4 protein-coding genes and 6 pseudogenes are annotated in these 13,331 nt (G+C 44.2%); all 10 read left to right on the top strand.

The genetic code is table 11. The features are described 5' to 3' along the window. The first annotated feature begins 6 nt into the window (after nt 1-6). The 10 genes and pseudogenes from ftsW to dapB all read left to right on the top strand — a co-directional run bounded on the left by ftsW (nt 7) and on the right by dapB (nt 13,117). Nucleotides 7-1,229, top strand: a pseudogene (gene ftsW / locus AC0L66_RS15065) (cell division protein FtsW). Further along, the gene (gene murG / locus AC0L66_RS15060; protein WP_265673673.1) at nt 1,216-2,277 is read left to right on the top strand and encodes an undecaprenyldiphospho-muramoylpentapeptide beta-N-acetylglucosaminyltransferase; all 1,062 of its coding nucleotides are present in this window, start codon (nt 1,216-1,218) and stop codon (nt 2,275-2,277) included. The pseudogene ftsW and the gene murG overlap by 14 nt, the downstream one beginning before the upstream one ends. Nucleotides 2,278-2,295: 18 nt before the next feature. Continuing rightward, nucleotides 2,296-3,764 (top strand): annotated as a pseudogene (gene murC, locus AC0L66_RS15055) (UDP-N-acetylmuramate--L-alanine ligase). A 358-nt stretch (nt 3,765-4,122) separates the two neighbouring features. Then, nucleotides 4,123-4,813: pseudogene (locus AC0L66_RS15050) on the top strand (cell division protein FtsQ/DivIB). Nucleotides 4,814-4,950: 137 nt separating this feature from the next. After that, nucleotides 4,951-6,213, top strand: a complete 1,263-nt coding sequence (ftsA, locus tag AC0L66_RS15045) for a cell division protein FtsA (protein WP_265673675.1) — start codon at nt 4,951-4,953, stop codon at nt 6,211-6,213. Nucleotides 6,214-6,242: 29 nt separating this feature from the next. Beyond that, nucleotides 6,243-7,468 (top strand): annotated as a pseudogene (ftsZ, locus tag AC0L66_RS15040) (cell division protein FtsZ). A 99-nt stretch (nt 7,469-7,567) separates the two neighbouring features. Further along, a pseudogene (gene lpxC / locus AC0L66_RS15035) lies at nt 7,568-8,487 on the top strand (UDP-3-O-acyl-N-acetylglucosamine deacetylase). 554 nt (nt 8,488-9,041) lie between these two features. Next, entirely contained in the window at nt 9,042-11,774 is a 2,733-nt protein-coding gene (secA, locus tag AC0L66_RS15030) for a preprotein translocase subunit SecA (RefSeq protein WP_265673678.1), read from the top strand. Nucleotides 11,775-11,832: 58 nt separating this feature from the next. Continuing rightward, nucleotides 11,833-12,231, top strand: a complete 399-nt coding sequence (gene mutT / locus AC0L66_RS15025) for an 8-oxo-dGTP diphosphatase MutT (RefSeq protein WP_265673679.1) — start codon at nt 11,833-11,835, stop codon at nt 12,229-12,231. A 73-nt stretch (nt 12,232-12,304) separates the two neighbouring features. Continuing rightward, nucleotides 12,305-13,117, top strand: a pseudogene (dapB, locus tag AC0L66_RS15020) (4-hydroxy-tetrahydrodipicolinate reductase). The last annotated feature ends 214 nt before the right edge of the window (nt 13,118-13,331 follow it).

The following is a 13,331-nucleotide window of genomic DNA, read 5'->3' as shown; positions in this document are numbered from 1 at the left end:
TCGAGTATGTTTCATCAAGTTAAACAACGCACTTCAGATTGGTTATCTATGCCAGCACCGAAGGCGCTTTATGACCGACAGCTTGTCTGGTTAGCACTTGGTTTAATGATGATCGGCCTAGTGATGGTGACATCCGCCTCCTTTCCAATCAGTTCTCGATTAACTGATCAGCCTTTCCACTTCATGTTTAGACATGCCATTTTTTTATGCTTAGCCATTGGTGTGTCATCGGTAGTGCTACAAGTGCCTAGGTTAAAAAATGGTTTCAATACAGCTCTTATCTTTTAGCTATCTCCGTTTTTTTGCTCGTAGTGGTATTGGTAGCGGGTAAATCGGTGAATGGGGCTTCTCGCTGGATCCCGTTGGGGCTGTTTAACTTGCAGCCTGCAGAAGTGGCAAAATTGTCGCTGTTTATTTTTATGTCAGGCTACTTGGTTCGTAAACAAGATGAGGTTCGACAGTCGTTCTTTGGGGGATTCATTAAACCCATTTTGGTATTCATGACATTGGCTGTGCTCTTATTGGGGCAACCTGACTTAGGTTCTGTTGTCGTGATGCTAGTGACACTGTTCGGCATGCTGTTTGTTGCTGGAGCAAAACTCTCGCATTTTATTGCGCTTTTTGTTGCAGGAGTAACAGCGGTCATAGGGCTTATTTTAGCTGAACCCTATCGTGTACGACGGGTGACATCGTTCTTGGACCCTTGGGAAGATCCGTTCGGGAGCGGTTATCAACTGACTCAATCATTAATGGCATTTGGTCGTGGTAACTTGATGGGGCAAGGGCTAGGTAACTCCATTCAAAAGTTGGAATATTTACCAGAAGCGCATACCGATTTTGTTTTTGCAGTCTTGGCTGAGGAGTTGGGCTATATCGGCGTAGTATTAGTCTTGATGTTAGTCTTTGGCTTGGTAATTAAAGCGCTATTTATTGGTAAGAGAGCCTTTGAAAAACAAGAACTTTTTGGTGGTTATCTCTCTTTTGCTATTGGTATCTGGTTTGCATTTCAAACCCTTGTTAATGTGGGAGCCGCCGCTGGCATGGTGCCGACGAAAGGCTTAACACTGCCGCTGATTAGTTATGGTGGTTCGAGTTTGATTATTATGTCCGTGGCAGTGTCAATTTTACTGAGAATTGACCACGAATGCCGTCTATTACCGGATAGTGTTGAGGCTAAGAAACCGCAAAAAGCGCCAGAAGAAAAAGTAGTGAATAATGAAGATAAATAAACGATTAATGGTGATGGCTGGTGGTACTGGCGGTCACGTCTTTCCTGGTCTCGCTGTAGCGACAAGACTTCAGGAGCAGGGATGGGATATTCGCTGGCTTGGTACGGCGGACAGAATGGAAGCCGAGCTTGTCCCGAAACATGGTATTGAAATTGATTTCATTAAAGTTAAAGGGTTACGTGGTCAAGGTATTGCAAAGTTGATCAAGGCCCCGTTCCAGATCTTTAGTGCGATTTTACAAGCCAGAGCTCATCTTAAAAACTGGCAGCCCGATGCGGTACTTGGCATGGGAGGATACGTCAGTGGTCCCGGGGGGATTGCCGCTTGGAGCTTAGGAATTCCGGTCGTATTGCATGAACAAAATGGCGTAGCAGGTTTAACGAATAGCTGGTTATCCAAGATTGCTAAAAAGGTCTTTCAAGCGTTTCCTGGTGCATTTCCTAATGCAGAAGTGGTGGGAAATCCGGTCAGACAAGATTTATTGAATATTGAACCACCAGAGGCACGTCTTGCTCATCGAGAAGGGGATATTCGCGTTCTTGTAATGGGTGGTAGCCAAGGCGCTCAGATTCTCAACAAAACGCTTCCTCCAGTATTGCAAGCGTTGGGGGACGGTTATGAGGTTCGCCATCAAGCGGGCAAAGGAAATCAAGAGTCGGTGAGTCGTGAGTATCAACAATGTGGTGTATCGCGTGCGACCGTTAGCGATTTTATTGATGATGTATCCGCCGCGTACCAATGGGCCGATTTAGTGGTATGCCGTTCAGGTGCCTTAACGGTATCGGAATTGGCCGCAGTTGGCGTTGGTGCTATTTTTGTACCATTTATGCATAAAGATCGACAACAAGCGCTTAATGGCGATCATCTTGTGAATAGTGGTGCTGCGTATATGATTGAGCAACCCGATTTAACGGTGGACGCTCTCGCAGAACAAATTCGCGTTCTAGATCGAGTGCAGTTGGTTAGTTTGGCGATAAATGCTCGAAAAGCCGCTAAACTTGACGCAGATACGCGCGTAGCCAACGAAATTATAGAATTAACAAATTAGATTAATGAGACGTTTTTAATGACACAGCAGCACAAACAAGATTTAGCACAAATTCGTGCTTTAGTACCGGAAATGCGACGAGTGAAAACCATTCACTTCGTTGGTATCGGTGGCGCAGGAATGAGTGGGATTGCCGAGGTATTACTCAATGAGGGGTATCAAATTACTCTAGCTCTGACCTTGGAAGTAATGCCGTGACCGAACGCTTGCTCGAAAAAGGCGCAACGATCTATCTTGGTCATCAAGCAAGCAATATCGATCAGGCGAGTGTTGTTGTTGTATCAACGGCTATTAATGCCGATAACCCTGAGTTGATGGCGGCAAAAGAGTTGCGTATACCAGTAGTGCAGCGAGCGGAAATGTTGGCTGAACTGATGCGTTTCCGCCATGGTATCGCAGTCGCGGGGACACATGGTAAAACGACCACCACAGCCTTAGTGACACAGATCTATTCTGAAGCAGGCATGGATCCGACGTTTGTGAATGGTGGTTTGGTGAAAAGCGCTGGAACCAATGCACGCCTTGGTTCAAGCCGTATTTTAATTGCTGAAGCCGATGAAAGTGATGCGTCTTTCCTTCACCTTCAACCCATGGTCAGTATTGTCACTAATATTGAGGCAGACCACATGGATACCTACGGTGGAGATTTTGATACGCTGAAACAGACGTTTATCGATTTTCTGCATAATCTGCCATTTTATGGTCAAGCGGTGGTTTGTGTCGATGATCCCGTTGTGCGAGAGCTCATTCCTCGTATCAGCCGCCAAGTGATTACTTACGGGTTTTCTGATGATGCCGACGTTCGTATTGAAAATTACCGTCAAGAAGGGCAGCAAGGTAAGTTTACTGTTGTCAGAAAAGACCGAGATAACCTAGATATTACGCTCAATATACCTGGTGAGCATAATGCTCTGAACGCATCCGCGGCGATTGCAGTTGCAACGGAAGATAATATTTCTGACGAGGCGATAGTCAAAGCTATGCTGGGTACTGAGGGGACGGGTCGTCGCTTTGAGCACTTGGGTGAATTTGATACCGGTAATGGCAATGTCATGCTAGTGGATGACTATGGGCATCACCCTACAGAAGTTGACGTGACCATTAAAGCGGCACGCAATGGGTGGAGTGATAAGCGCCTTGTCATGGTATTTCAACCCCATCGTTACAGCCGGACTCGTGACTTGTATGAAGACTTTGCCAATGTACTGGAACAGGTCGATGTATTAGTGATGTTGGATGTGTATTCTGCGGGCGAAGCGCCAATTGTAGGTGCCGATGGTCGAGCCCTGTGTCGGACTATACGTACGCGAGGGAAACTAGATCCTGTTTTTGTTCCAGAAATTAACAGTTTACCCTCGGTTTTATCCAATCTTTTGCAAGATGGAGACTTAGTGCTGACGCAAGGTGCAGGTGATATCGGTAAAGTAGCGAAACAACTACAAGCGATGGAGCTAAGCATCAAAACGATGCAAAATAGCGATTGCTAGTTATTGTGTATTCTGTTAAATAAAAGTACGCTGTACGGCTTGGTTTTAACTTATAAAGTTGCCCAAGCCGATTTTTTACGGATTTCCCGCTCAAATCATCAGATTTATGTGGTTCAGTGTTTGATAGTTTGATATTCGTTAGTATAATCCTAAGGTTATAGACAATAGAATAGACGCTTACTCGGCAATCTTAAAAGGTGAAGAGACTAATTAGGGACCAATAGGTTTGACAGAAGCTTCTGCGAGCAGCGCAACATACAAAAAATCCGCCACTTTGCTAAAACAACCCGTCACGTTGTTGAAGCAAAACAGTTTAGGTTTGGCATTTTTGTTTATTGTCATTATTGCTATCGGCTCTATGCTCTACGCCACTATAAGTTGGATGTGGGACGATCAACGACTTCCTTTGTCTAAAATTGTATTGCAGGGTGAACTGACTCACGTGTCGGCAAAAGACGTGCAAGATGCGTTTGCTCACCTTGATCATATAGGTACATTCATGTCTCAGGACATTAATGTATTGCAAGCCAGTGTTGAGAATATCGAGTGGGTATCTCAAGCTTCCGTAAGAAAGCAGTGGCCAGATACTGTTAAAGTATTTTTAACGGAATATCAAGCCAGTGCTATTTGGAATGGTATTGAAATGCTGGATGCTTCCGGTGTGATCTTTAATGGCGATGTTTCGCAAATTGAAGAAGAAAAAGTGAAACTGTATGGAGCTTAAGCAGGAACACAGCTCAAAGTGTTGAACGCTTATAGAGAAAGCAATAAAAAATTGTCGGCATTAGGGCTATCGATTTCATCTTTAGTATTAAATGAGCGCCGTGCTTGGCAGGTGATTTTAGATAATGGAATTCGAGTCGAGCTCGGTAAAGATGCACTGAACGACCGTTTGCAGCGATTTATTTTCTTATATCAACGACTCGGTGAGAAGGTATCTCAAGTGAGTTATATTGATTTGCGATACGATACGCGGTGCGGCTGTGGGTTGGTTTCCTGATGCTGAAGTGATGGAAAGCAATGGTAGCGCCAAGAATATAGCAAGTTAACGACTGACATTATGTATCGATATTTTGAGTGTTGATACATAAATTCAGTCTTGCGATTAAGTCTCTTTATCCGTGAAATTATTGATCTGGTGGAGAAACTTAAATGGTAATTGAAACTTTACAATAAGAGAGTACAGATGACTAAGACCATGGATGACAATTTAATTGTCGGTCTTGATATAGGCACTGCTACCGTGTCGGCCTTGGTAGGAGAGATTTTACCAGACGGTCAGGTGAATATTATTGGTGCTGGATCCAGTCCATCTAGAGGGATGGATAAGGGTGGTGTCAACGATCTTGAGTCTGTCGTTAAGTCAGTCCAGCGTGCGATTGATCAAGCCGAATTAATGGCTGAATGTAAGATCACCAATGTCTTTATCTCTCTGTCAGGTCGTCATATTGCCAGCCGTATCGAAAAAGGTATGGGAACCATTTCTGAAGAAGAAGTGTCACAAGATGATATGGACCGAGCGATTCATACCGCTAAATCTATAAAAATTGGTGATGAACAACGTATTCTGCATGTAATTCCGCAAGAATTTACCATAGACTATCAAGAAGGCATAAAAAACCCTCTCGGTTTATCCGGTGTTCGAATGGAGGTCAGTGTCCATTTGATTTCTTGCCATAACGATATGGCACGGAATATCATTAAGGCGGTAGAGCGTTGTGACTTAAAAGTCGAGCAGCTTGTTTTTTCTGGCTTGGCATCAAGTAATGCTGTCATTACTGAAGATGAGCGAGAGCTTGGCGTTTGTGTGGTTGATATCGGTGCTGGCACGATGGATGTGTCTATCTGGACTGGCGGAGCGTTGCGACACACAGAAGTGTTTTCATACGCAGGTAACGCCGTGACTAGCGATATCGCGTTTGCGTTCGGTACACCATTAAGTGATGCTGAAGAGATTAAAGTTAAACACGGCTGCGCATTAAGTGAGTTAGTCAGTAAAGACGACACGGTTAATGTCCCAAGTGTTGGTGGACGTCCTTCTCGCAGTTTACAGCGTCAAACGCTGGCGGAAGTGATTGAACCACGCTATACAGAGTTAATGGGGTTGGTAAATCAGACCATTGATAATGTACAGGTTAAATTAAGAGAGAGTGGTGTTAAACACCATCTCGCTGCCGGAGTCGTCTTAACAGGTGGCGCCGCGCAAATTGAAGGGGTTGTTGAATGCGCAGAACGTGTTTTTCGCAACCAGGTCCGTGTTGGCAAACCTCTCGAGGTTAGTGGCCTTACGGACTACGTTAAAGAGCCGTATCATTCGACGGCTGTAGGATTACTTCATTACGCAAGAGATAGTCAGATTAATGACGACAATGATTATAACGAACCAAAACGTCAATCGGTGTCGACACTATTCGGAAAATTGCGTAATTGGATACAAAAAGAGTTTTAACCTGAGTTGCAGGGAAACGGAGATAACAAATGTTTGAACCGATGATGGAAATGTCTGACGAAGCGGTAATCAAGGTAGTTGGAGTTGGCGGTGGCGGTGGTAACGCTGTTGAACACATGGTGCGCGAATCAATCGAAGGGGTTGATTTCATCAGTGTAAATACAGACGCACAAGCGCTTCGCAAAACGAGTATTAACCACGTCATTCAAATTGGTGGTGATATCACAAAAGGCTTGGGTGCGGGTGCAAACCCACAAGTTGGACGTGATGCAGCTCTAGAAGATAAAGAAAGAATTAAAGAAAGCATTACTGGCGCCGATATGGTGTTTATCGCAGCAGGTATGGGCGGTGGCACAGGTACTGGTGCGGCGCCTGTGATTGCTGAAGTGGCGAAAGAACTGGGCATCTTAACCGTTGCCGTAGTAACGAAACCATTTAGCTTTGAAGGTAAAAAACGTTTGGCGTTTGCTGAGCAAGGAATTGAAGAGCTTTCTAAGCATGTTGATTCTTTGATTACAATCCCGAACGAAAAGCTTCTCAAGGTGCTAGGTCGCGGTGTGACTTTACTTGAAGCCTTTGCAAGTGCGAACGACGTACTTAAAAACGCGGTTCAAGGTATTGCTGAGTTGATTACTCGCCCTGGTATGATTAACGTCGATTTCGCCGATGTTCGTACCGTGATGTCTGAAATGGGACATGCAATGATGGGTAGTGGTGTCGCTAAAGGTGAAGACCGAGCGGAAGAGGCGGCTGAAATGGCCATTTCTAGCCCACTTCTTGAAGACATCGATCTTGCTGGTGCTCGTGGTGTTCTTGTGAACATTACTGCTGGTCTAGACATGCGCTTGGACGAGTTTGAAACGGTTGGTAACACGGTTAAGGCATTTGCTTCTGATAATGCAACGGTTGTTATTGGTACGTCTCTTGACCCAGATATGAGCGATGAAATTCGAGTAACGGTTGTTGCTACAGGTATTGGCAATGAACGTAAACCTGATATTACTTTAGTTGCTGGTGGTAAAGCCCCCGTTGCAACTGCTCAGCCACAGTCGGCACCACAAACTCAAGCTGCGAAAGTAGAAGAGAAAGTGGCACCAAATGTGCATGTAAATACTCAGAAGCCAGAGGTTAAACAGCAACCTGCACCATCGGCAAGCGCGCCGTAGCGAGTTCAGCAAACAACGCTGTACCAAAACCTGAAAAGGAAAATGGCTACTTAGATATTCCAGCATTTTTGCGTCGTCAAGCGGACTAATAAATCCGCTTGAATTTGACATAGCTCAAAATTCTGGTAGGATTCGCGGTTGCTTACATTATCAACAGTGATATGTAACGTAGATTAAGAGGTTTGCAGATGATCAAACAACGTACGCTGAAAGAAATAGTGACTACAGTGGGGGTGGGCCTCCACTCTGGCCGTAAAGTAACACTAACTCTACGACCAGCTGCGGCTAACACTGGTGTGATTTACCGTCGTACAGACGTAAACCCTCCTGTTGATTTTCCTGCAGACCCATTGTCAGTGCGCGACACAATGCTTTGTACCGCACTGGTGAACGACGAAGGTATCCGTATCTCTACTGTTGAGCACCTTAGTGCTGCGTTAGCGGGTATGGGTATTGATAACATTATTGTTGAAGTTGATGCGCCTGAGATTCCAATTATGGATGGCAGTGCAAGTCCGTTTGTTTACCTACTTCAACAAGCGGGTATTGAAGTGCAAAATGCACCGAAGCGTTTTATTCGCATCAAAAAGCCAGTGCGCTTTGAAGATGAAGATAAATGGGCAGAACTACGCCCATACAACGGTTTCCGCATGGACTTTGAAATTGAGTTCAACCACCCTGCAATTGATTCAGATGAGCAGCGACTGAAGTTTGATTTCTCATCTCAAGGTTTTGTGAAAGAAATTTCACGTGCTCGTACTTTTGGTTTTATGCGTGATATTGAGTACCTTCAATCTCAAAATCTATGCTTAGGCGGTAGTTTCAACTGCGCCATCGTACTTGATGAGTACCGAATCTTAAATGAAGAAGGTCTTCGTTTTGAGAATGAATTTGTCACTCATAAAGTACTGGATGCCATTGGTGACTTATACATGGCAGGACATGCCATTGTTGGTGAGTTCTCTGCTTATAAGTCAGGACACGGCCTCAATAACCAGTTATTGCGTGCGGTTCTAGCGGACCAAGAAGCCTGGGAGTGGGCAACATTCGAAGAAGAAGTTGGATCACTCTAGTTGCTTTTGCTGACCCGGCAATGGTTCTAGCATAATAAGAATCTAAATGAAAAATCAGGCCTAGCGCCTGATTTTTTTCGTTTAAGCGACTCACTTTTTCCACTTCTCACTAAACGTGACATGACTAAGCTCTCTTGCCTATCTATCAATAACCACGGCAAATTCTTGCCCTTTGTTAACCTATTTTTCGTAAACTCTAATCGATATTGCCGTGTTATGGCGTTTGTAGGTGACTCGGATGAGACTGGGGAGCGTATTGCTGCATGTTTAGATTGCATTTTTAACCGAGACTACTCGGTATCCTCATCGCGCTATTTCGGCGACAATTTTGTTTTTTAAACACTCAAATTGCAAAAACTTCCAAATACATCAAACAAATTGAGGTTAGTTTGCCTAGTTACTTGGTTGTTAGGACAAAAATTCCTTACACTATGGCCATTAATTGGTAAGTCTGCCTTGAAATTTTTAAGTTTGAACTCAATATCAGCTTATATAGATTTTATCTCTGTTAGGTCAATAGACCCTAGTCGAGACGGAAGGCAATTTTAATAGGTCAGTATGATCTAATGGTAGAGAGAAAAAATTCACAATGATTACTAAGCTACTGACGAAGGTCATTGGTAGTCGCAATGATAGAACATTGCGTCGACTAAAAAAAATTGTTAAACAGATTAACGACTTTGAACCTCAATTTGAGTCACTATCGGATGAAGATTTAAAAGCGAAAACGATAGAGTTCCGTGAGAGACTGGATAAAGGTGAAGACCTAGACCGCATCTTGCCAGAAGCATTTGCAACGGTACGTGAAGCATCGAAACGTGTATTCGGCATGCGTCACTTTGATGTGCAGCTCATTGGTGGCATGGTACTGAACTCAGGTCAAATCGCTGAAATGAGAACAGGTGAAGGTAAAACACTGACAGCAACACTCCCAGCTTACTTGAATGCTCTGCCAGGCAAAGGTGTTCATATCGTTACCGTCAACGATTACCTAGCAAAACGTGATGCTGAAACAAACCGAGCGTTGTTTGAATTCCTGGGCATGACCGTTGGTGTCAACGTTCCCAATATGCATCCCCAAGAGAAAAAAGAAGCCTACCAAGCGGACATTTTGTACGGAACAAATAACGAATTTGGTTTCGACTACCTACGCGACAATATGGCGTTCCGCGAAGAAGATCGCGTACAACGCGCTCGTTTCTTTGCTGTTGTCGATGAAGTGGATTCTATCTTGATTGATGAAGCGCGTACGCCGCTTATCATTTCAGGTCCAGCAGAAGATAGCTCAGAGCTTTATACTCGCATCAACACGTTAATCCCACACCTTCAGGTGCAAGAGCAGGAAGACTCGGAAGAGTACCGCGGCGACGGCCACTATACTGTTGATGAAAAATCAAAACAGGTTCATTTGACTGAGACTGGTCAGGAGTTCGTTGAAGAACTACTGATTAAAAATGGCATGATGGAAGAAGGAGATACTCTGTATTCTCCAACCAACATTAGCTTACTGCATCACGTGAATGCCGCGTTGCGTGCTCATGTGTTGTTTGAAGTTAACGTTGACTATATCGTTACCGAAGAAGGTGAGGTCGTCATTGTTGATGAGCACACTGGCCGTACTATGCCGGGTCGTCGTTGGTCTGAAGGTCTCCACCAAGCTGTGGAAGCCAAAGAAGGCGTTAAGATTCAAAATGAAAACCAAACGCTGGCTTCGATTACTTTCCAAAACTTCTTCCGTTTGTATGAAAAACTGTCAGGCATGACAGGTACTGCTGATACGGAAGCGTTTGAATTCCAGTCTATCTATGGATTGGAAACAGTCGTTATCCCAACCAATAAACCAATGGTTCGTGATGACATGCCAGATGTGGTTTATCGTACTGAAGCAGAAAAATTCAACGCTATCATTGAAGATATCAAAGTACGTGCTGCGAATGGTCAACCGATTCTTGTGGGTACTGTGTCGATTGAAAAATCGGAATTGCTGTCTAATGCTTTGAAAGAAGCAAAAGTAAAACACAATGTACTGAATGCGAAATTCCATGAAAGAGAAGCTGAAATTGTTGCCGAAGCGGGTACACCAGGCGCGGTAACTATTGCAACTAACATGGCAGGTCGTGGTACGGATATTGTGTTAGGCGGCAGCTGGCAATCTCAAGTTGAAGCGCTAGGTAATGCGACGCAAGAACAAATTGATGCGATCAAAGCAGACTGGCGAGTAGTGCACGATAAAGTATTAGAGTCAGGTGGTTTGCACATTATTGGTACGGAACGTCACGAATCACGTCGTATCGATAACCAATTACGTGGTCGTTCTGGTCGTCAGGGCGATGCAGGTTCTTCACGTTTCTATCTCTCTATGGAAGATCAGCTACTGCGTATCTTCACTTCTGATCGTATGGCGGGCTTGATTCAAAGTGGTATGGATGAAGGTGAGGCTATTGAAAGTAAGATGTTGTCTCGCTCGATTGAAAAAGCGCAACGTAAAGTGGAAGGACGCAACTTCGATATTCGTAAGCAACTACTTGAATTCGATGATGTTGCCAACGATCAACGTAAAGTCGTTTACGAGCTTCGTGATGAGTTAATGACGGCGGAAGATATTCGCGAAATGCTTGAGCATAATCGCGCAGATGTCTTTACGTCGGTCATTGATGAGTATATCGCCCCGCAATCTCTGGAAGATATGTGGGATGTGAAAGGTCTTCAAGAGCGCCTGAAAAACGACTTCGACTTAGATCTTCCTCTTACTACATGGCTAGAAGAAGATGACAAGCTGTATGAAGAAGCACTTCGAGAGAAGATTCTAGAGACCGCCGTTACGGTTTATAACCAAAAAGAAGAAACGGTTGGAGCTTCTGTACTGCGCAATTTCGAAAAGTCAGTCATGTTGCAAACGCTCGATACATTGTGGAAAGAGCACTTGGCTGCAATGGATCATCTACGTCAAGGTATCCATTTACGTGGTTACGCACAGAAGAACCCGAAACAAGAGTATAAGCGTGAATCATTTGAACTGTTTGAACAGTTACTTGAGTCACTTAAGCTGGATGTGATTACCATCTTGTCTAAAGTTCGAGTTCAGCAGCAAGAAGAAGTTGAGCGTATGGAAGCTCAGCGTCAAGCTCAAGCAGAAGAAGCGGCGCGCCGTGCTAAGCCTCAACATGCAAGTGCTGAAAATCAACTCGCTGACCACAGTGACGAAGAGCAAAACGATGCTCACCAGCCAGTTGTTCGTGAAGAGCGTAAAGTTGGCCGTAATGAGCCTTGTCCATGCGGATCGGGTAAGAAGTACAAGCAGTGTCATGGTCAGATTAATTAAATAATGATGTAATTAAAAAGAGCCGCTTTCGCGGCTCTTTTTTTAAGGAAAATTTACAATGAAACGGGTACATATTGTCGCTGCTATTATATTTAACGCTGACAAATCACAAATCTACATTACTAAGCGTCCCGACAAAGCACATCAAGGTGGGCTGTGGGAGTTTCCTGGTGGTAAAGTTGAAATTGATGAGCAGGCAGAAGATGCGCTAAAGCGTGAGCTTTATGAAGAGATTGATATTGAGGTGACAGAGCTAGCGTTGTTTGAGCATTTACTTCATGACTACACCGATAAATCATTGTCGTTCGATTTTTTTGAAGTGACGGCATTTGATCGCCAACCTTACGGTAAGGAAGGGCAGCAAGGTGCTTGGGTTAACATTACTGAGCTTGCCGACTATGCTTTCCCTGAAGCAAATGTACCAATATTAAATAAAGTCATCGAAAAATACCGCTAACCAGAGTTAGCCTATAGCGAGTAGAAATACTTTACGTTACATTGGTAGCAAATAATCAACGGAGAATGACGCAATGGTTAGAATTGCGATTGCAGGAGCAGCGGGCCGCATGGGTCGCAACTTAGTAAAAGCAACATTTCATAATGAAGGGGCGACAGTAGGTGCGGGTTCAGAAAGACCAGAATCATCACTGGTCGGCGTCGATGTCGGTGAATTGTGTGGTGAAGGGCGCTTTGATGTCGCGTTAGTCGATGACTTAACGAAGTCGATTGATAAGTTTGATGTCATTATCGATTTTACGGCACCGAAAAGTACCCTAGCAAATCTTGCGTTATGCCAGCAATATGGCAAAAAAATGATTATCGGTACGACTGGATTCTCAGATGAAGAGAAACTACAAATCGATGAAGCTGCGAAAGTGGTTCCGTTAGTGATGGCACCAAACTATAGCGTAGGTGTAAACCTCGTTTTCAAGTTGCTTGAAAAGGCGGCGAAAGTGATGGGTGACTATTGTGATGTTGAGATCGTCGAGGCTCACCACCGCCACAAAGTTGATGCCCCTTCTGGTACGGCTATTGGTATGGGTGAGGCGATTGCTTAAGCGCGATGGGTAACGAGTTAAGTGATGTGGCTGTTTATGCTCGTGAAGGGATTACTGGCGAACGTAGCCGAGATGAAATTGGCTTTGCCACGATTCGAGCTAGGTGACATTATAGGTGAGCATACTGCAATGTTTGCTGATATCGGTGAGCGAGTTGAGATCACGCATAAGGCGACCGATAGGATGACCTTTGCGAATGGTGCTGTGAGAGCGGCGGTTTGGTTAGATGATAAACCCGCGGGGCTTTATACCATGACCGAAGTTTTGGGATTAGACCAAATTTAAATGAAAAAGCACTTCATAATGAAGTGCTTTTTTTTCGTTTAAAAAAGGCGATATTAGAGTGAGCTAAGCTACATAGTTATGCTCAAATGCAGACTTAGTACTAAGTGTGGATATTCAGCGCGATAAAAATGTGTAATGAGTGAATTTTAGCCGCAATTTAAGTTTTTTAATGGTGTTAATGACCATCTTGTTGGGTTTGCGTTGTTTTTGCGTT

Source organism: Vibrio sp. GJ43-1, from assembly GCF_055808835.1.
The sequence above is the reverse complement of the archived record's forward strand: the minus strand, read 5'-3'. Positions and strand labels throughout refer to the sequence as shown.